This window comes from Corynebacterium sp. LaCa_70, from assembly GCF_058182015.1.
In genome coordinates this window covers 622,608-641,734 of sequence record NZ_CP190914.1, presented here as the reverse complement: position 1 = coordinate 641,734, position 19,127 = coordinate 622,608, and the positions used below count along the sequence as shown (strand labels likewise).

General features: G+C 57.8%; 17 protein-coding genes. 6 read left to right on the top strand and 11 right to left on the bottom strand.

Translation table 11 applies throughout. The annotated features are described in order from the left end of the window. Positions 1-8 precede the first annotated feature (8 nt). Genes ACP8MI_RS02910 through ACP8MI_RS02885 form a run of 6 tightly spaced genes read right to left on the bottom strand, consistent with a single transcriptional unit; the run spans position 9 to position 10,097 of the window. Positions 9-1,250: a potassium channel family protein gene (locus ACP8MI_RS02910; protein ID WP_249606395.1), complete on the bottom strand. Its 1,242-nt coding sequence runs from the start codon at positions 1,248-1,250 to the stop codon at positions 9-11. A gap of 11 nt (positions 1,251-1,261) precedes the next feature. Beyond that, positions 1,262-4,792 carry an ATP-dependent helicase gene (locus tag ACP8MI_RS02905; protein WP_284590002.1) on the bottom strand — a complete coding sequence of 1,177 codons (3,531 nt, stop codon included), beginning with the start codon at positions 4,790-4,792 and terminating at the stop codon, positions 1,262-1,264. Continuing rightward, on the bottom strand, positions 4,785-8,096 hold the full coding sequence (locus ACP8MI_RS02900; RefSeq protein ID WP_249606394.1) for an ATP-dependent DNA helicase: 3,312 nt from the start codon (positions 8,094-8,096) through the stop codon (positions 4,785-4,787). Before ACP8MI_RS02900 ends, ACP8MI_RS02905 begins: the two co-directional genes overlap by 8 nt. A 3-nt stretch (positions 8,097-8,099) precedes the next feature. Continuing rightward, the gene (locus ACP8MI_RS02895; RefSeq protein ID WP_018121009.1) at positions 8,100-8,855 is read right to left on the bottom strand and encodes a hypothetical protein; all 756 of its coding nucleotides are present in this window, start codon (positions 8,853-8,855) and stop codon (positions 8,100-8,102) included. An 8-nt stretch (positions 8,856-8,863) separates the two neighbouring features. Next, complete coding sequence (locus ACP8MI_RS02890) at positions 8,864-9,811, bottom strand: DUF3152 domain-containing protein (RefSeq protein ID WP_249606393.1); 948 nt, start codon at positions 9,809-9,811, stop codon at positions 8,864-8,866. A 58-nt stretch (positions 9,812-9,869) separates the two neighbouring features. Beyond that, entirely contained in the window at positions 9,870-10,097 is a 228-nt protein-coding gene (locus tag ACP8MI_RS02885) for a DUF3107 domain-containing protein (RefSeq protein WP_249606392.1), read from the bottom strand. Between the two features lie 234 nt (positions 10,098-10,331). On the opposite strand from ACP8MI_RS02885, the gene ACP8MI_RS02880 reads away from it, so the two are divergent. Both ACP8MI_RS02880 and ACP8MI_RS02875 read left to right on the top strand, forming a co-directional pair. Continuing rightward, the gene (locus ACP8MI_RS02880) at positions 10,332-11,681 is read left to right on the top strand and encodes a DEAD/DEAH box helicase (RefSeq protein ID WP_147578659.1); all 1,350 of its coding nucleotides are present in this window, start codon (positions 10,332-10,334) and stop codon (positions 11,679-11,681) included. Continuing rightward, positions 11,681-12,979: an Rv3212 family protein gene (locus tag ACP8MI_RS02875; protein ID WP_284590003.1), complete on the top strand. Its 1,299-nt coding sequence runs from the start codon at positions 11,681-11,683 to the stop codon at positions 12,977-12,979. Before ACP8MI_RS02880 ends, ACP8MI_RS02875 begins: the two co-directional genes overlap by 1 nt. 18 nt (positions 12,980-12,997) lie before the next feature. Here the strand turns inward: ACP8MI_RS02875 and ACP8MI_RS02870 are convergent, their stop codons facing one another. After that, positions 12,998-13,447 (bottom strand): hypothetical protein, encoded by a 450-nt coding sequence (locus ACP8MI_RS02870; protein ID WP_018121004.1) that lies wholly within the window; start codon positions 13,445-13,447, stop codon positions 12,998-13,000. Positions 13,448-13,938: 491 nt separating this feature from the next. Here ACP8MI_RS02870 and ACP8MI_RS02865 point away from each other — a divergent pair, with 491 nt between their 5' ends. Continuing rightward, on the top strand, positions 13,939-14,199 hold the full coding sequence (locus tag ACP8MI_RS02865; protein ID WP_018121003.1) for a WhiB family transcriptional regulator: 261 nt from the start codon (positions 13,939-13,941) through the stop codon (positions 14,197-14,199). Between the two features lie 158 nt (positions 14,200-14,357). Next, positions 14,358-14,435 carry a 50S ribosomal protein bL37 gene (locus ACP8MI_RS02860; protein ID WP_375544301.1) on the top strand — a complete coding sequence of 26 codons (78 nt, stop codon included), beginning with the start codon at positions 14,358-14,360 and terminating at the stop codon, positions 14,433-14,435. A gap of 189 nt (positions 14,436-14,624) precedes the next feature. On the opposite strand, the gene ACP8MI_RS02855 is transcribed toward ACP8MI_RS02860, so the two are convergent. Together ACP8MI_RS02855 and ACP8MI_RS02850 are read right to left on the bottom strand one after the other, a co-directional pair. Beyond that, positions 14,625-14,993 (bottom strand): hypothetical protein, encoded by a 369-nt coding sequence (locus ACP8MI_RS02855; protein ID WP_018121002.1) that lies wholly within the window; start codon positions 14,991-14,993, stop codon positions 14,625-14,627. Further along, positions 14,993-15,697 (bottom strand): sigma-70 family RNA polymerase sigma factor, encoded by a 705-nt coding sequence (locus tag ACP8MI_RS02850; protein ID WP_018121001.1) that lies wholly within the window; start codon positions 15,695-15,697, stop codon positions 14,993-14,995. The genes ACP8MI_RS02855 and ACP8MI_RS02850 overlap by 1 nt, the downstream gene beginning before the upstream one ends. Before the next feature lie 40 nt (positions 15,698-15,737). Between ACP8MI_RS02850 and aroA the strand changes: the two genes are divergently transcribed. Both aroA and rsgA read left to right on the top strand, forming a co-directional pair. Next, positions 15,738-17,027: a 3-phosphoshikimate 1-carboxyvinyltransferase gene (gene aroA, locus ACP8MI_RS02845; protein ID WP_284590004.1), complete on the top strand. Its 1,290-nt coding sequence runs from the start codon at positions 15,738-15,740 to the stop codon at positions 17,025-17,027. Next, the gene (gene rsgA / locus ACP8MI_RS02840) at positions 17,028-18,068 is read left to right on the top strand and encodes a ribosome small subunit-dependent GTPase A (protein ID WP_249606389.1); all 1,041 of its coding nucleotides are present in this window, start codon (positions 17,028-17,030) and stop codon (positions 18,066-18,068) included. An 81-nt stretch (positions 18,069-18,149) separates the two neighbouring features. On the opposite strand, the gene ACP8MI_RS02835 is transcribed toward rsgA, so the two are convergent. Both ACP8MI_RS02835 and ACP8MI_RS02830 read right to left on the bottom strand, forming a co-directional pair. Further along, positions 18,150-18,656: a DUF6912 family protein gene (locus tag ACP8MI_RS02835; protein ID WP_249606388.1), complete on the bottom strand. Its 507-nt coding sequence runs from the start codon at positions 18,654-18,656 to the stop codon at positions 18,150-18,152. 1 nt (position 18,657) lies between these two features. Next, positions 18,658-19,068 carry an HAD family hydrolase gene (locus ACP8MI_RS02830; protein WP_018120997.1) on the bottom strand — a complete coding sequence of 137 codons (411 nt, stop codon included), beginning with the start codon at positions 19,066-19,068 and terminating at the stop codon, positions 18,658-18,660. Between the last annotated feature and the right edge of the window lie 59 nt (positions 19,069-19,127).

Genomic DNA, 19,127 nt, shown 5'->3' with positions numbered 1-19,127 from the left:
GTTTTCCTTTACGCGTTCTCGCCGGATTGTTGTTCTTTCATCTCGCGTTGTTCATCGATGTGGCGGCCGTGGCAATCCCAGGTACCATCGATCGATTCTCTGATTTTGGTTTCTCTGGATGGCTTTTCTTTGGCCGGTTTCGCCTTGGCGCCAGCGCGTCCCATCTCGTGTTTTTCATTCTGCTTTTTGCGCTCGGCTTCATCGCTTTTGCGGATATACAGCAGCCGGTCTTGGCTATGCAGCTCCAGGGTTTCGTCCATATCGACGCGGTAGATGCGGTCGTTGCGGATCACGCTGAGCACGATGTCTGACAAGTGTCGTGGGTTCGCCCCGATCTCGTACTTGGCAACGGGTCGCTCGGCGATAGAAAACCCTGCCGACGGCGAGAGTAAATCATCCATGATCTTGACCACCGACGGTGTGCTCGTCGACAAGCCCAACAAACGCCCGGCAGTTTCAGAGGAGACCACCGTGGAATTCGCCCCGGATTGCAACAATAAGTGCCGGTTTTCGATCTCGCGGACAGCTGCCGAGATTTTTGCTCTCTTATTCATTTCACGCGCAGACAATGTCGCCAACACGTTGGTGTCATCGCTGTTGGTGGCCACAACAACGGTTTTTGCACGCTCGATACCGGCGATTTTCAACACATCAGATTTCGTGCCAGAACCTTGCACAGTCACTATTTCTTGTGCCTCGGCAACACGCAAGCAGGAACGATCCGGGTCCACGACGACGATATCGCGAGCCCTCGTGCCATCATCCAGCAAAGTTTGCATCGCGGATTGTCCCTTCGTGCCAAAGCCAATGATGATTGTGTGGTCGTGCACGTGCTTTCTCCATTGTTGAATCTGGAAGGTTTTGCGTGAGCGCTCCGTCAGCACCGACAACGTCGTGCCCACGAGCAAAATCAGGAAGGCGAGCCGGGCTGGGGTAACCAGGATGATATTGGTCAACCGCGCCCCGGTGCTCACCGGAACAATATCGCCATACCCTGTGGTGGTCAGCGAAATAGTCGAATAATACAACGCGTCGATGAGATTGAGCTTCTCGTTGTAACCGTCTTGCCCGATATAGACGACAGCGGCGATGGCAAAAACGATAGCTGCTGCCAGCATGAATCGGCGCAGGATCAGGAAAAACGGGTGCGTCCGCATGCCTTCGGGGATGTGAATGACATCCTCTAAGGCGTAGTTCGGCAACGAAGTCAGCTCAAACCGCTGGAGCTTCGCTCTGATTTTTCCACGCATTGTTGTGTTCTCTAGTTTCCTTTGGAATCGCTATGACCAGTGCCGTCTGGTCTATTTTCGCGTTCGAGCATGGTCGCGAGCTCGTCGGCGTCCGGTAGTTGTTTCGGTTCGAAGGTGTAATTATCCATGATGTAGTGGAACGCTGCACGCACTGGTTTATCAGTACCGCTGATGCGCTGCCATGCTTCACGATAGACCGATAACTGGATAACTGCCGAACGCATCTGTTCTCCCTGCGGTGGCCTGCCGGTTTTCCAGTCGACGACCATCCAATACTGCCCCATGTCGAAAACAGCGTCCATGCGTCCGCGCACCACGGACGTACCCAGGCTGAATTCGAAGCCTTGCTCAACATTCGTCGGCGTTTTATCTGCCCACGCACTAGCGAGGAATGCTTCTTTCAGTTTTTCGAAGTCCGCTTCGACGGTTTCCTCGTTTCCTGGAAGCTCAGTTTCATCCAAGATTGCGTTGGCGCCGTATCGGTCTTCGATCCATTGGTGGAAAGCAGTACCACGTTTGGCATAGGCATTAGGTTTAAACGGCACTGGGCGACGCTGCCTGCGTGCAAATTGGGTTGGATTATCGCGCAGTGCGACTAATTCCGAAGCGGTAAGCTCGCCAGGGATTTCCACATCGACCACAGGAGCTGCCAAAGCCTGGTGCTCTTCGATCAGTGCAGTGGTTTCGCGTTCCCACAGCGAAAATAATTCACCACCGAGCGCCGGGATCTCTTCTTCCGTGCCTAATGCTTCCATCGCTTGCTGCACCAGCTGTGCCCCACGACGAACTTCATCACGTGGGCGCACCGATGGGAATTGTGCTGTGGTGTCGTCTTCGCTGCTGTCGTCTTCTGCACTGGAGTCTTCTATGCTGCTGTCTTCAGCCCCGCCTAACGAGTCTTGATTGGCTGACAAGCGTTGATCACTTGGCACATCCGATTCGTTTGGCTCGTCCGGTTCGTCGGTGGCGAGTTTCCAATTGACGATTTGTATGGGTGGTTCGGAAACAGCATGGTTTGTACCAGCACCGTGTGGAGCAGCCGCCGTTTGTTCTGCAAGCTCGGCAGCTCGCTTGCTGGCATAACGGTGCATTTCCGCAAAGTGCTCATAGGGATCTTTTTCTGAGCCCGTAATAACCAGCTCATCTTCGGCACGTGTCAATGCAACGTAGAACAACCGGGCATTTTCTTCCGCATCCACGGCCTTTTGTTCAGCAATGAATTCTTTGCAATTATTTTCGAATTCTTTGCGGTCTTCTGCTTCATGCAACCGTGGCCAATCATGATGCGGGGTATGCGCGGCATCGGTCAAGAAAGTCCGGGTCTGTGCCTTGTAGGTGGAAGTATCAGCGTGGCAGACATAGACCGAGGAGAATTCCAGCCCCTTCGCTTTGTGCGCAGTCATGATCTGCACGCGGTTCGTCGACTTCGGCGTCTCACCTGGCGCTAACGAATCTTCGTGTTCCCGGGCCAGCTCAGCATAATCCAGCCACGCTTCCAACGGCTCTCCATCAAACTCGGCAATGGCATCCAGGGCCTTATCTAAGTGCACTGCCCCATCGCGCCGCTGCGTCAAGACTTCCGTTCGCAGGTGGAAGGTCTCGATGATGTCGGCGAATAAATCGCTGAGAGGTTTACCCAAACAATAAGTGCGCAAGTACCGCAGCTTCGATGACAATTCGGTGATGCGCGCCAGACCATCCTCGGAATAACGATCCAGCTCCCCGAGATCTGCAATGGCATCCGTGATACCCACGGTATGGTCGGCTTCTTCTTCCAATGCCGCAGCAAGCTGAGCTTCCAAAATATCTTCGGGCAGCTGCGGTTCCTCTTCTACATTCTCACCTGCATCGTCGTGCTCACGCAGGCGGCCAGCCAGGTTTTTCGCACGCGCTGCCAAAGCCTTGATATCCACCATGCCCAGCCCCACTGCTGGACCGGCGACGATACGCAACGCAGCTGCCATATCTTCCGGGCGGATCAGCATGGTGGCAACTGCCATCATGTCTGCGACTTCCGGGATCTCGAGCAGGCCACCCAAACCAACCACTTCATAGGGCACACCGCATTGTTCTAGGGCTTCTGCGATCACGCGGGATTGTTTGTTTTTGCGCACCAGCACGGCCGCGGAAAACCGTGCATCCGGATCATGCTCACGTCGCAACAGATACTCGCGGTATTTCTCCGCCAGGTTTCCGGCAACCCAATCGATTTCTTCTTCTGCGGTTGGCCAATAACCAAAGCGGACTACTCCCGCGCCAGCCCCGGCGCGCGGTTCTAGCGGTGCAACCGGGCGCTCTGGGCCTGATCCAAGTACGGCATGGGAGACAGTGTTGGCGATATCCAGCACCGTCGACGGATTACGCCAGGAAGTGGTCAGTTCCTTGCTTGGAGCCGGGCGTGTAGCGGCAGCAGTCTCCTGTGGCGATTTAGCTTCGGGTGGCTCAGCAACTTCGGGTGACTCGGCAGCAACGGGAAAATCGTGAGTGAACATTGCCAGATTTTCTGCAGTGGCTCCGCGCCAGCCGTAAATTGCCTGCATCGGGTCGCCCACGGCAGTCACGGTCAAACCTTCGTGTGGGGTGGTGCCAAACAGATTGCGCAATAACACGCGCTGTGCATGCGAGGTGTCTTGGTATTCGTCCAGCATGACAACTTTTGTTTGCCGACGCTGCGAGGCCCCCACCGCCGGGTGTTGCTCAGCTAAGCGGGCTGCAGCAGACATTTGCTGGGTAAACGTCACCGCATTGCGCTCAACCAGTTCGTGTTCCAGCTGCTGAATTAGTGGCAAAAAGTCGACCCGGACTTGCTGGCGAGCAATCCAGTTTTGGACGTCTTTATTGAGGTTTTTTCGTTGTTTTGGCGCGCGTGGCAAGTTTTCCACCTCGGCAAAAGCGCGTGCGCATTCCCGAAAATCCTCAGCGAAGCTCAAGTTATTAGCCATGCGGTTATACAACTCCAGCAGCTCGTCCACGATGCTGGATTCTTTTTTCTCGGTTTCCAGCGTGCCCTCGTAATTGCGCACCACCGATTGTGCGAGCGAGACCAAATGAGCCTGGGTAATCAGCCGAGCGGTTGGTTCCACAGGTAATAACAAACCGTATTCACGCACCAAATCTCCGGCATAGGAGTCATACGTGGACACCCGTGGAGCGATGGTTTCCAGGTTCGCACGCAGACGCCCATCCGGATCGATTTCCGGCAGCCGTGGGGAATCACGTAATACTTGCAGGCGGTCGCGGATACGTTTAGCTAGCTCTTGCGATGCTTTTCGGGTGAATGTCAGGCCGAGTACCTCTTCCGGCAGCGCATAGCCATTGGCAACCAACCAGACCACACGTGCTGCCATGGTTTCAGTTTTACCGGCTCCGGCACCGGCGACCACCAGCAATGGTCCAGGTTCTGCGCCGATGATCGCTGCTTGCTGCTTCGTGGGTGCGAAGCGTTGCCCCAGAATTTCCGAAAGCAACTGCGGGCTGATATCACCGGATCGCCCCGAATTCTGCTCGGATCGAGCTATATTCTGCTGAAGCTCATTAGACATTGGTGATCACATCCCCTTCTGCTTGCGCCGGGCACACCGAACGCAACGAACAATAAGTGCAATTCTCGGACGGCCGGGCAGTTACCGTCGGGCCCGATAGTTCATTGATGAGTGGTGGTAGTTGCGCGTGGAATTCGCGTAGTTGTTCCTCATCCAAACGGGCTTGTTCCCTCGTTCCTGCTGTATTCGTTCGCCCCAGTGGGTACAACAGCATCGCCAGACCAATTTCCATGCCATCGCCGGTGATCACACGTACCTGGTGCGCGCCATTCGCAGCATGCCCAGCACCTGCTTTCTCACCGCCGACTAGCTTTCCTTTGCTCAGAGCAAGTTGGTACGCGCTCAGCTGGGGATTCTTCGCGGTATCCGCTTGGCTTGGTAACCGCGATGAGGACGACGTCTTCAAATCCACAATGACGTAGTTGCCGGAACCATCGTGTTCCAACCGGTCGATCCTGCCGACGATACTCAGCCCCGGCTCAATTTCGACAACGACATCAACTTCGCTGCCGACGAATTCCAAGGCCTCACGGGTACTGGCAATCCACGCGTTGCTGCGTGTGAGTAATTCACGGAAATTTTCATGCTCCCGCTGCCGTTGCCAGGCTGGGCCGTGGTAGACGCTGCGATAGGCTTCTTCGGTTTTCAGCTGCGCCCATTCAGCATCCACGCCGTGCCCGACCGCTTCGAAATACGCATGCGCCATGGTTCCTTTCCGCATCGCATCCGTCGTTGTGGAATCGCCAAGCTTTTCGACGACTTCCCGCATTGGACAATCCAGCAACCCCTGGATTCGTGATGGGGATAACCGTGTTTTCGCTGGCCTTGGAATCTCCCCGGCCACCGTTTCGGTAGCTGCCCACCACTGTGCCGGATCTGCCCCCGGTACACCGGCCGCGGCCAAGCGCGCTAGCTGGCGGGCAGCCTGCTGCGTTTCTTGTTCACCGGCTTCCGGGTCACACACCACCCGACGCAATTCGGCAACTACCGATGACACAGACAACAAGCGCGGCACCGTCACGCCGCTCACGGCAGAGCCGGATCCCGGCGCTGCCGCGGAATCAGCATCCGCACCAGATTCTGCATCATAGGCCTCGCCTGCTTCCTGTGCGGCACCGCGTAAGGCTGCATCTTCGTCCTGTGCGCTGGCAGCAGAAACGATCTGCTCGGGCACTAGATCAAACTTTGTGCACCACGCATGGAAAAACCGGGACGGTTCAATGATTTCGTCGGCATGCGGAGCATAGACTGCCGTCACAATCTGTTGGCTTCGAGCACGGCTGGTGGCAACACGGAACAAACGGCGCTCTTCACCCAACCGGTCTGCCGCATGCGAGACATAGACGTCGGGATCAATGCCCGCATCCAAGAAATCGACGAGGTCTTCTTGGGCGAAAAGGGAACCGGTCTCAGATAGATCAGGCCAGCTGCCTTCTTGCACGCCGCTGACCACCACGGTGTCCCATTCCCGTCCGATTGTGCCGTGCGCACTCACAATTTCTACGGAATCCGTGCGCGAACCACGCCGTTCACGAACCCCGGTGGGCAATTCTTGTTCCGTAATATGCTGCACGAACGTCTCTACCGAGGCCTCCGGGCGCCGCTCAACAAAATCGCCTGCGGCATCGAACAACGTCATCACCGCGTCCAAATCCCTATCCGCCTGCGATCCGGCGGCCCCACCGCGCAAGGCGGTCGCTGACAGCCTGCCTGATAACTCCGTCGCATCCCAGACTGCCCAAAGCACATCTTCGACGCTTCCACCCCGCAGCGCTTGCCTGCCTGCTTGGATCACGCTGCGGATGCGCAGCAAAATATCGATCTCGCGTTGCGTTAATAGCTCCGCAAAATCTGGTAACTCAGCATCACTGCCCAGCAAGTCCACCAAGCTATCGACGCCGCGCTGTTGAGGGTGAAACCGGCGCAAACCACGAATCAACCGGCGTAAAGTCACAGGATCTGCCCCACCCACAGGGCCGAGTACCAACTGTTCTATTTCTGCACGACTGAGATCTTCATGCAGTGCTCGAATCCCCAGCAAGAGGTGCGACACGACGGGTTGTTCTGCCAGCACGGTATCGGTGGGGCTGATGTATACCGGCACCCCCGCTGCCAATAACGAACGGCGAATACCACCCATTTCCGCGGTGGAACGGACCACCACGGCGATATCAGACCAGGCCACGCCGTCGTCCAGATGGCGGCGCCGCACCGCATCAACCACCGCCGTGGTGTTATCCGTCCACGATTCGGCCACGAGCGCTCGCCGTGTGGGGCTGCGGTGCATAGCGCGTAGCTCTACCAACTGATCTGCTGGGAATTCGTCGAAGAACTCACTGCTGGCGCCACGGAAATGAAAAATGGCGTGGTCTCGGTTACCCCCGACTACTGCAAGCTCTGCGCCATCGATAAGAGCACTCAACAGTTGCCCCGCTGTGGGATCCAACAGCTGTGCATCGTCAACGATGACGGTATGCCATGGGCTGAGTGCGCGGATCTCATCTAAGTTCTGGGAGACTTCCGCCATGAGTTCTGCGGCCGAAAACCGGTAGGTGCCTTCCAGCTCCATCATGTGCGTGTATTCCCGGAGGAATTGCGCCGCGGCGGTCCACATCGGCCGATCATAGCGACGCCCCAGATCTTCTAATTGCTGGGCCGAAACGCCCCGTTCCACAGCGCGCAATAAAAAATCGCGTAATTGCCGCCCAAAACCAAGGTAGGTTAACGCGGGGCGGACATCGACGGGCCAGTCCACGGACCCTGCCTCGGCAGCGCCTCCTGCGGTACCCAAACCAGTAGCGCCCAGACCAGTAGGACCGGCCGAATCAGCAGCGTCAGCCTCCCCCGCGCCAGTGACAACTTCTGCACCCGCAGCAGCATAATCTTCTGCCTGTAAACGCAGGATCTCGCGCATCATCGCATCTTGTTCTGCACCGCTGATAAGGCGCAGCGGTAAATCTGTCAGCAAACGTAACAGCCCAAAAGCCACCGAGTGGACGGAACGCACCAGTGGGCCTTGGGAATAATAATGCGAGACTCTTTCCGATAATTCCCGCCGCAACCGCGCCCCGGATTCTTTCGACGGTGCGATCACGACGATGCCGGATGGGTCCTGCCCCGCCGCTAAACACTTCTCGACGCGCTCGACGGTGGTGTCTATCAAAAAAGAAGACACCCCGGAACCAGCCGGGCCAGTGACTTTCCAGCGACCGCTAGCGGGCAGATCCCTGCCCCATTCACGTGGTTGAGCTTGCTGGGTGTGCGCGACCAGCCTGACGTCCGGGTTCGGGTGTATTCTCGTCATGCACTACAGCATGGCATACGCCCGTGACACGAGAAGGTCTTCAACCCGGTTAATATGCGAACGTGTGTTCGCTTTAGCGTCGGGATGCAGGTTATTAACGTGCCGACGATAGGCCACCGCGCGCAGCAGCAACTGATCCATGTCTCGAATGTGTGCAAAGCGATCACAAATTGCATCATCGACCACGCCGGCAACCAGGCCATCGACAATAGCCAATGCACACGTATAGCCCACGGGCCGGGGTGCGGCCGTCGGTACCAGATCCACAATCACCGGCGGCAGCAGGTAATGGTAAATCGTTGCCGCCAACAAATCCGCATGCCCGACACAATAGGCGGTATCAGCAGACAAGTCCCGGTAAGGCTCACCGGTTTCTTGCCAAGCAGCCGCTTCCGCACGCGCAAAAATATCATCGCGATTAGCCGTCGGCGCACTGACTTCCCGCAGACTAGTGGCAAGCCGAAGCCCCAATAAAGCGGTTTCGTCTACCCGCCGCAGCAGCTCACCTTGGCTCCACGCACTCGCTTTCCATCCGGCAACTGTGTAGCGTCCGTCCGTCGACAAGATGGGGCGGGCAACACGCGCCCCCTCCACCGATAACCCGGCGCGCACTTTGGCGGACCACAGGGCAGTTGGCGCTGCTTGCGAAAGCACCATGTCACCAATTTTGGTTCCGTTATCCCAGGCATGGCCGAGCGGAATCGGGGTTTCTGCTGGGGTCTGAAACGCCTCGCAGACGTGATCGGGTGGCACAGGCATGAGTAGTGTTAGGTCTCTTTCTCCGGTTCGTGCAGGGCATCGAGCGCAGCACCGTCGGGAAGCGGGCGAGGATACGGCCACGGATTCGGACGGCAGGTATCCGGATTATCCGGATAGACTTCTTCCGGGTTCAACTGAAACAGTTCCGAATTTTGCAGGCTGATGGTTTGTTGCATCATTACCGGCGCGAGGTTGCCCTCCCCGGTACAAGCCTGGTGATGAGGGTAACCAATAGCGTGGCCGACTTCGTGGTTAATCAAATATTGTCGGTAGGCACCCAAATCGCCTTGGAACGGGGCGGCGCCACGCACCCACCGGGATTCGTTCAGCAATACCGTCGAACCACCCGTGATGGTGGTATGGCACGAGGTTTCTAATTCTAAATCCACCCCACACATGTCCGCGGTGGTGGTGACAGACGCCAAAAGGATGCGGGTGTCAGGGTCTTCTTCCGGTCCCACGTGCACGAATTTAAAAGCTGGGTCATAGGTCCAGCCACGTGGATCCGCCAGTGTCGCATCCACCATGCGTGCTATCGCATCATCGCCGCCATAGGGCACGGTATCGAGGCCTTCTTCTACTTCGACGGTGTAACGAATAGTCTTTTCTGCACCGTGGCCAACCTCCTGGCCGGGCGTGCCGACGGGGCGGAATTCGCCGCTGCCGTTGGCAGAATAGGTACCACCGGCCGGTAATTCACGCAGACCAAGCTCAGCACGTGAGGCAGTGCCGGGATCTGGGCCAGCGCCGAGTTCACCATCCGATTCCTCGTGTCCGCCGTGCCCATCATGACCGCCGGATCCGGCAGCACTGCGTGCATGCTCCCGCGAACCAGCGTCATCGCTGCCACGGGAGACGTCGACAAGCACCGCGGCCGTGATGATCAGCACCACGGCTATGATCCCCATCTGCCACCAGCCATAGCGGCGCACATAATGCTCGAGTTTCTTATTCATCTACACCTGAATCAATACCGCACCTGCAGCATCGTATTTCCTACAGCAGAGTATTTATTTAGGCACCGCCAAAGCCGACGACCGGCTGTTCGCCGCTACCGACCTCGACATACGCAATCGCATTGGTGCGCACCAGGTACTTGCGGCCTTTGGCATCCGCCAATTCGACGACATCATCGGCTTTACCCAATACGTCTTTGACGAGCTTCACTGCTTCGTCGTGGGAGAGCTCAGAATTAATCACCAGTTCACGAGGCGATTCAATCAAACCGATCTTGATATTCATACGCTTGCTATACACCTTTCGATTGCTATCGGTTGTTATCAGCATGCAATCCATACGCCTGAAACGCTTGCAGTGCATCCCTCACGGTGAATCCACAATGCCAACGTTTCCAGCACACTGCATGCGTTGTCCTGTGCCATATCCTAGTCAAGTTCGCGCGCATGCACAGTCGCACCCATGCACGATCCAACGCGCTGTATATCTATGCCCGTCCATCCGCGTTAGTATTAAGGAGTGTCTTCCCGCAATACTTCCCCCCAGTCAACGACGCCTACGTTTGCACAATTGGGCGTGGCTGCGGAAATCTGCGAGGCTCTTGCCGACGACAACATCCACCACACGTTCGCGATCCAAGAACTTACCCTGCCGCTGGCATTAGACGGCAAGGATCTCATCGGTCAAGCCCGTACCGGCATGGGAAAAACTCTTGGATTTGGGGTTCCGCTGCTGGACCGAGTCTTCGATGACGCGGATATTCCCGAACTCGACGGCACACCGCGTGCGTTGGTGATTGTGCCCACGCGTGAATTAGCAATCCAAGTCGGTGCTGATCTCACGCGCGCCGCGCGGCACACCCCGGTGCGCACACTCACGATTTACGGCGGTAGCTCCATCGACAATCAGATCAGCCAGCTCGAGCGCGGCGTCGACGTCGTCATCGGCACTCCCGGGCGTTTGTTAGATCTTGCACAGCGCGGCAACCTGATGCTGCACCTCGTGGCAATCTGTGTGCTTGACGAGGCCGACGAGATGCTGGACCTGGGGTTTTTACCGGATATCGAGCGTATTTTCCAGGCTCTCCAACCTACGCCCGCCCCGGCGTCCGCGCCCCGCAACCGCCGTTTACAGACCATGTTGTTTTCGGCGACGATGCCCGGCGAAATCAAGGCTCTGACCCGGAAATTCCAGCACAAGCCCATCCATATTCACGCCGAGGACCCTACGGCAACCGCCACGCATACCAGCACCCGGCAGGTGGTTTTTCAGGCCCACCAACTGGACAAGCTCGCGGTGGTGTCCCGGATCCTGCAAAGCCCGAGCCGCGAACAAGCAGTGGTTTTTACCCGCACCAAGCGCTCGGCCGCATTTTTAGCCCAGGATCTCGCGGAGCTCGGTTTCGGTGTCGCGGCTGTCCACGGTGACCTTAACCAGCCGCAACGGGAAAAGGCCTTACATGCTTTGCGTTCTGGTGCTGTCGACGTGCTCATTGCCACTGATGTTGCCGCACGCGGTATCGATATCGATTCGATTACCCATGTCATCAACTATCACCTTCCCGACGACGCCATGACCTTCGTCCACCGCATCGGCCGGACTGGGCGCGCGGGCAAAACCGGTACCGCAGTGTCGCTGGTCGGGCTGGAAGAAATCGGGAAATGGCGCGTGATTAACGATGAGCTTGCCTTGGGCCAGCCGCAGCCTCCTGAGTGGTTTTCTACTTCGCCAGAACTTGCCGACGCCTTCGACCTGCCCGCAGGCATCAGCAATAAAGTCGGCGCCCCCACAACAGTCATTGGAGTTGATCCGAAAAAACACCGCGACCAGGCCCAGCCCCGTAAGCCGCGACAAAGGTCACGCCGTTGATGGCGCCGCAGTCGACACGCCTGCTGCGGCGTACACGCACTGATGTGGTGGTCATCGCGGCGTTAAGCATCATTTCGGTTGCCGCGGTGCTGATTGTGTATGCGGGCGCATCAATCCGCAAGAGTGAGGCAATTGTTGCTGAACACGCCTACGAGCCACCGGCACCGCGGGAGACCATCCCGGATGAATTTACCGAGGTTGCGCGCCTGCATTCTGCACCGCTACCGGGCGATGCTCTGGAACCTGCGGTCGCTGCGGCGGCAGCACCGGTAGTCGCCGCAGGGTTGGTCATTACCTACGAGGAGCAGGACGGACGCCACATTGTCCGTGCATACGCACCAGAAACTCTTGCCGACGATCATGAGCAGCCTAGTTCAGCACCCGACCCGTACTGGGAGTATTCCCGCGAGTATCCGTTGTGCAGCATCGCCGCTGCGTGGGATTCTGTAGTGCTGACGTATCGCAACGCTGCAGGCTGCGGCGATGTCGTCGCGCTCGATGCTGCGACGGGCAACTACGATGCGACCCGATCTGCAGTGGCACCGGACGAGGTTGCCACGATTCGTTCCAATGACCGCGTGGGCACGGTTTCGCCAGAGCGCGTCGAATTATGGCGTTCGGATCTGGTGCGCACGGTGGAATACGGCGCAGTCGAGGCTCCGCAGGAACCGGGCAGCCAACCGTATGCGCAGTGTACTATTCATTCGGCGTTGACCCGCACAGAATTACTGGCAGTCGTCGAGCATTGCCCGGACGATACCGATCACAGCGTGTTGCGCCTGCAGCAAGCAACCCCGGAAGACTCGCGCGTGCCAGAAATCGATTCCAGCATCGGGCTGGAACATCCCAATGCACATGTGGTAGCGGTGGGCCAGGAAGCTGCGGCGGTCTATATACCTGGTGAAAAACCAGAACTGATGTCTTTTCACAGCGACGGCACACGCACCAGCCAGCGTCACGTCAAACCGGCTGCCCCGATACAGGCTTTTTCTGCCGCAGCAACCGCTGATCTTCCACACCACATGACCTGGTTCGACGGGCACCGCCTCTACTTCTTTACGCCAAATGAACTGGCGGTCGAGCACATCATTGACCCAGCTCTGGGGACCGGAGTTGCCGTAGACGGCAAAGCGTTGGTCCCTACGGAGTTCGGCATTAGCGTGGTCAATTGGAATACCGGCGAGATTGAGCGCACCATCCCGCTGGATCGCGGGGATTATGACGGGCCGGTATCACTCGCAGTGGCGGGTGAGCATCTCGTCGAAAAGCGTGGCATCGAGCTCGTGGTTCTGAAATAACGCAGGCCACCTGCACGGTTAGCCACGGGAGTGGTGATGCAGCTCCATCCACGAATTCGATTGTGGGTGGAAGATCATCATCAATGCGATCAGTGCCGAGGCGAGAATGAAGATGCCGAAAAACACGGCTCCACCGGACATCATCTGAAACGACGATGCCGCGAGTATTACCTGCAATAAGACGATGGGCCCACGTCCCCAGCGTTTACCCCGATATTGTGAGACCGCGGCGGCGACGATGGTGCCGAAAATAATGAAGATGAATCCAGCGGTGCCCGCCCCGATCCAATTCGCGGAGGCAGCATCGGATACTACGCTGTCGTTTTCCGCGTTAATGATTCTGCGCCAGATCAACACGGCAGCAAAAATCAGCGCGATCGCGGACTGCACCACCGCAATCAACGACGCAAACTTCATGGTTGCAGGTGGCTGCAGTGGTGCTTCTGGCTTTTCCGACGATGATTTCACGCCCCGTATTCTACAGTTTCGCTACGCGAGCGACACTATGATTTGACGAAACATTATTGGCAACTCTTTTCACGATTATCGCATCTGCGCAGTTCACCGTCGGCAAGAAAGCTGTGAGAAAGCTGAATATTAGCGATTTACACCATCATTTTGTGGTTAAACATTCATTACTAATACATGATTTAACTCACTATTTACTCCCGACCCCTAGCATTCATCTTTTATTCATGTCATTATTCGTTCATAGCGACAACCCAGGCCGCTAACCCGGCACAACCCCGGACGATGCCCAGCGCATCGCAACAGTTAGTTGCGCACAAAGCGCAGCTTCCGGGCGCATGAACACGCCCGGCACCAACCGGAGTGCGATCCCAGCCGGTAGCACCGCAGAGGTTTTCCTGAAACAGGTTTTCCTCAACAGGTCTTCCTCACTGAGAATTCTCATGGATTCCCATTCATTCCCCCGACTGCAACCACAAGGAGTACACAGAATGTCTGATTGGCGCCACGAAGCAATCTGCCGCAACGAAGATCCAGAACTGTTTTTCCCAGTTGGCAACTCCGGCCCAGCGCTGACCCAGGTGGCGAAGGCAAAGCTGGTGTGCAACCGCTGCCCTGTCACCAATGATTGCCTGCAGTGGGCCCTGGAAACTGGTCAGGACGCCGGCGTCTGGGGCGGCATGTCCGAAGAAGAACGCCGCGCACTCAAGCGCAAGCGCAATCGGGGACGCCGCGCCCGCGTCAGCGCCTAAGGTCCATAGCTGAAATTCCACGGCGTAAGGTCCACCGCCGCCTAAAGTCCACGGCCTAGGATCCTTAGGCAAAGCAACTACCTACTGGTCTACCCTATGTGCAGGATTGGCTAGTATAGTGTGGGCAGCCCGTTCCTATTGAATAAGGAGTGATCACAATGAGCAAGCGTGGTCGTAAGCGTAAAGACCGTCGCAAGAAAGGCGCTAACCGCGGTAAGCGTCCAGGCGCTGGCTAACAGCCGAGCGCTCTAGCTGCCCGTATCCGGTATCGGCCTGAGTGTTGTACTGGGCCCTAGTGTTGTACTGGGCTTAGAGCCGCTGGAGCGCTGCGACAAAAGAAGAAGGCATCACCCTGCACCTCGCGGGTGATGCCTTCTTTTATTGCTTGGCTGCCGAAAATTCCGGGCCGCTAATACCCTAATCCCCTAATACCTGCGTCGGCTGGTGCGCACCGTCGTTTGCTCCGTGCGAATTGAGACGATAATCCGCTCCCGAAGGCTCCGCGGCGCGGTATCGTCGGAGCCTTCATCGACCGCGGAACAACAGCGATTGAGCAACGCACGGAACCGTTCTTCTTGTTCCAGCCGCTTATAACACAGCTCGCACGAGGCAAGTTCCGCCCGAGCGTCCTGCAGCTCTGCGGAGTTCAGCGCACCATTTTCCGCGCCGTCGATGAGCAACCCCACGAGGTAATTAACTCGCTGGGGGCTGCACCCGCAGGGCGCGTACGTTTCTCCACCATAGCTGTCTGCATCGTGATTGTCCGCACTCTCATGCGCATTCCATCGTTGCATCAGCGCTCACCTTCTTTGCTGTTCGCTGCTTTGTCAGCCGATTCTTGCACTGCTGCCTGTGCCGCGGCAATGCCATGATCGGCGGCCACTTCCTTTAACGCTTCGCGCAGCTTTTTTCTTCCACGATTGAGCCGGCTCATCACCGTTCCTAGCGGAATATCCAGTACCTCGGCGATTTCTTTGTACGCCAGGCCCACCACATCGGAGTAGTACACCACGCGCCGGTAATCTTCGGACAGATCATTAAGCGCCGCGGCAATCGTGGCATCGGGCATCGCAGCGAGTGCTTCGACCTCCGCAGAGACCAACCCGGCAGAATCGTGCTCGGAGCTGGTGTAGAGCTGCCCATCAGTGAGTTCATCGGCGCTGGTTTGTTGCGGCTGGCGCTGCTTTTTGCGGTAGCTGTTGATATAAGTATTGGTCATGATCCGGTATAACCAGGCCTTCAGGTTGGTGCCTGGGGTGAACTTTGCAAAGTTCTGGAAACCTTTGAGGTAGGTTTCTTGCACCAGATCCTCCGCGTCTTGCGGGTTGCGCGTCATTTTCAGCGCCCCGCCATACAGCTGATCCAATAATGGCAGTGCGAGTTCTTCAAATCCGGTGTTTGCCGATGCGGTGGCGCTTGCCGACGGTTGCTGGCTGGTGTGCTCGGCTGTTCGCACCGACGCACCGGCTGCCGGTTCGTCGTAAAGCTCCGCTCTCATCCACGTATCCTTTCCGGCGCTGTCTATTATCATGGCGCTTATGAGCAATTTCTGGGCTGCCCCGTATGCCACGCACCCGGTTTCGCATGTGCAGGCGATTCCAGGGTCAAAATCTTTGAGCAATCGCGCCTTGGTACTGGCTAGTTTAGCTGATCGCCCCTCGACGATTCTGCGGCCGTTGCACTCGCGCGATACCCAGCTGATGGCGCAGGCTTTGCGCGCGATGGGCGTGGGTGTCACTGAGTCGCCAGAGGCCATCACCGTAGAACCGGCCCCGCTGCAGCCCGCCACCATCGACTGCGGTCTGGCTGGAACGGTCATGCGTTTTTTGCCGCCTCTGGCGGCGCTTGCCGACGGCACGGTGGCCGTTGATGGCGACGAACAAGCCCGGGCCCGCCCAATTGGCCCGCTGCTGGATGGCCTGCGTTCCCTTGGCATTGCGGTGGACGGCGAGCATTTGCCGTTTCGCATCATCGGCTCTGGTATCCCGGCTGGCGGCGTCGTCGAGATTGATGCTTCTGCTTCCTCGCAGTTTGTTTCTGGTTTGTTGCTCTCGGCGGCTCGTTATACCGACGGGGTGACGGTGCGTCACGTTGGTGATTCTTTGCCATCCATGCCGCATATCACCATGACCGTGGAGATGCTGCGTGCTGCCGGGGTGCGCGTGGATGTGTCCGAAAACCAGTGGCGCGTCCACCCAGGCCCGATCCGGGGTGGTACGTGGGAGATTGAGCCCGACCTGTCCAATGCCACACCATTTTTGGCCGCCGCTGCGGTAACCGGCGGCACCGTGACCATCCCGCAGTGGCCAGCTGCCACTACCCAGCCTGGTGCTGAGATCCGCCCGATCTTGGAAGCAATGGGCTGTGAGGTCGAGTTTATTAGTGCAGAACAGGATTCAGCGGAACATACTGCAGCTGGCGAGTTGCGCGTGACTGGCCCGTCCGACGGTCAGCTGCGCGGTATCAACCTGGATATGGGAGATATCGGCGAGCTCACCCCCACCGTCGCCGCTCTGGCAGCGCTGGCCAGCACCCCATCAAAGTTGTACGGTATCGCCCACCTGCGCGGGCACGAGACCGACCGGCTGGCCGCGTTAGCCACCGAGATCAACCGCGTGGGTGGCGATTGTGCAGAACGTGCCGACGGTTTGCTCATCCGTCCGGCGCAGCTGCATGGCGGGCAATGGCACTCGTATCACGATCACCGCATGGCCACCGCCGGTGCGATCATCGGCCTGCGCGTTTCCGGTATCGAGGTGGAAAATATCGACACCACATCGAAGACACTTCCGGGTTTTGCCCAGATGTGGGAAAAGATGGTGTCGTAGATGGCCAGGCGAGATTGGGACGAATCCGACGTCAAAACCCGCCCTGGGAAAGGCTCGAAGCCGCGGACGAAAAACCGGCCGAGCCACAAAGATGCGGTGTTCGGGATGGTCATTGGCAAAGACCGGGGCCGCTGGACCGTTGCGTTAGACGATGGCCCAGACGTCGTGTGCATGCGCGCTCGTGAACTCGGCCGCACCCCGATTGAAGTGGGTGATCGCGTCGGCGTGGTCGGTGATACCTCGGGGAAAAAAGATACTCTGGCGCGCATCGTGAAACTCGCCGAGCGTAGTTCTGTGCTGCGGCGCACCGCGGATGATACTGACCCTTATGAGCGCATCGTGGTCGCGAATGCGGATCAGATGCTGATCGTCACAGCGGTGGCTGATCCCCCGCCGCGCACCGGGTTTGTGGAGCGTGCGCTCATCGCCGCCTTCGTGGGTAATATCAGACCGATTTTGTGTTTGACCAAGACGGATCTTACAGATCCCAGCGAGTTTGCCGCGCAATTTGCCGATTTGGATATCACGGTGGTGTGCGCGGGCACTTCCGACGAGCTCGACGAAGTCTCGCAGCTGGTGGCAGGACACCGAACAGCGCTCATTGGCCACTCGGGCGTCGGCAAGTCCACCCTGGTCAACCGGCTGGTTCCGGATGCAGACCGGGCGACCGGCGAGGTATCAGCCATTGGACGCGGCCGCCATACTTCGACGCAATCGGTGGCATTACGCCTACCCGAAACGCTTGCCGACGCGCGCGGGGCTTCTCAGCCAGCTGGCTGGTTGATTGATACCCCGGGCATCCGTTCGTTTGGTTTGGCCCACGTAGACGCCGATACCGTGCTGGAGGTTTTCGACGATCTCGATGAGATCACCGAGGAATGCCCGCGTGGGTGCTCACATAGCGGCCCACCCGCGGATCCAGAATGTGCACTCGACGAGATCGACGAGAATGATCCCAGCCTTGCCGCCACCCGCAACCGGCGGGACGCCATGCGTCGCCTACTTGAGGCGCTGCGCAGCAATGTCGACTGGGAAAACTAAGCTCCCGGGGCTACAGGCCTACAGGCTCCCCGGGCGAAAATCCCGCGGCGGAGTTTCCGAGCGAAATTCCCCGGGAAAAAATTAGTTGCTTAGCTGCACTAAGGCATTGAGCTCGTTGGCGTCGTAATAAGCCATCAGGTTGTCTTGCGCATCGCCAACGGCGAGTTCGGCATCTTCGTCACCCAGATCAGCGGCATCGATCAGTGTAATGGCTTTAGCTGTGGCTTCTTCGGCATCTGCAACATCCATGTGAATAGCGGCGAAATCCCGCACGTCAATCACGGCTGGATCCAGCTTGATCACCGGCTCACCCATCTCCGGGTCCGGGATGCAGGACGCATCTGGCACATCGGCGGATATCACCACACGGCGGTGCGGCAGCTCAGAATCGCCGACGGTCAGCAGCCGCAGCGAAGCCTCCGCCGCAGAATCAAAGGCCACCATGGCGATTTCTTCTTCCTCACCAGAATCAAAAAAATCGCGCAATCCGTCGGTCACCGCGAAAGCCCAACCGCCTTGGGCTGGGAATTCGCCGTCTTCGGCGCATTGTTTGAGCAAACTGAACGTCGCGGGCAGATAAATCCGCATTTTAGAATTCTCCGTCAATATCGAAAATGGCTTGCACTTCCACCCCGGAGCGGTCGAACTGGGTATACAGCACGCCCACCATGCCATAGCCGACAGAGGCGCGCACGTTATCAATGCCGTCGTCGACCATGACGCAGTCATTCAATGGCAAGTCCATGGCGGCGGCGGCGTGCTGGAACGCGCCCATCTCTGGTTTTTCCATGCCAATTTCTCCGGACAGCAGCACAGCATCGACAATGCCGCGATATTCCCATTCCCGGATCGATTCTGCCTCCGGCCCACCGGGATGGTTCGACAAAATCGCGGTGGCAACACCGTTGGAGCGGGCTGCACCTAATAGGTTGCGCCAGCGACGCTGGTCTTCTTCGGAACCGTCTAATACTCCCGTGTAGTCCAGGATTAGTCCACGCATATATTTTCTTCCTTTTGCCCGATTTTTTCGTTCTACTTGCCCTACGCACTACCCTAGTT

Bases quoted from the DNA above. Each gene is read 5' to 3' on its own strand.
- aroA (WP_284590004.1), top strand. From the start codon at position 15,738: ATGAGCAATTTCTGGGCTGCCCCGTATGCCACGCACCCGGTTTCGCAT.
- ACP8MI_RS02885 (WP_249606392.1), bottom strand. From the start codon at position 10,097: ATGAATATCAAGATCGGTTTGATTGAATCGCCTCGTGAACTGGTGATT.
- ACP8MI_RS02850 (WP_018121001.1), bottom strand. From the start codon at position 15,697: ATGAGAGCGGAGCTTTACGACGAACCGGCAGCCGGTGCGTCGGTGCGA.
- ACP8MI_RS02905 (WP_284590002.1), bottom strand. From the start codon at position 4,792: ATGTCTAATGAGCTTCAGCAGAATATAGCTCGATCCGAGCAGAATTCG.
- ACP8MI_RS02890 (WP_249606393.1), bottom strand. From the start codon at position 9,811: ATGAATAAGAAACTCGAGCATTATGTGCGCCGCTATGGCTGGTGGCAG.
- ACP8MI_RS02865 (WP_018121003.1), top strand. From the start codon at position 13,939: ATGTCTGATTGGCGCCACGAAGCAATCTGCCGCAACGAAGATCCAGAA.
- ACP8MI_RS02835 (WP_249606388.1), bottom strand. From the start codon at position 18,656: ATGCGGATTTATCTGCCCGCGACGTTCAGTTTGCTCAAACAATGCGCC.
- ACP8MI_RS02875 (WP_284590003.1), top strand. From the start codon at position 11,681: ATGGCGCCGCAGTCGACACGCCTGCTGCGGCGTACACGCACTGATGTG.
- ACP8MI_RS02860 (WP_375544301.1), top strand. From the start codon at position 14,358: ATGAGCAAGCGTGGTCGTAAGCGTAAAGACCGTCGCAAGAAAGGCGCT.
- ACP8MI_RS02895 (WP_018121009.1), bottom strand. From the start codon at position 8,855: ATGCCTGTGCCACCCGATCACGTCTGCGAGGCGTTTCAGACCCCAGCA.
- ACP8MI_RS02900 (WP_249606394.1), bottom strand. From the start codon at position 8,096: ATGACGAGAATACACCCGAACCCGGACGTCAGGCTGGTCGCGCACACC.
- ACP8MI_RS02855 (WP_018121002.1), bottom strand. From the start codon at position 14,993: ATGCAACGATGGAATGCGCATGAGAGTGCGGACAATCACGATGCAGAC.
- ACP8MI_RS02910 (WP_249606395.1), bottom strand. From the start codon at position 1,250: ATGCGTGGAAAAATCAGAGCGAAGCTCCAGCGGTTTGAGCTGACTTCG.
- rsgA (WP_249606389.1), top strand. From the start codon at position 17,028: ATGGCCAGGCGAGATTGGGACGAATCCGACGTCAAAACCCGCCCTGGG.
- ACP8MI_RS02830 (WP_018120997.1), bottom strand. From the start codon at position 19,068: ATGCGTGGACTAATCCTGGACTACACGGGAGTATTAGACGGTTCCGAA.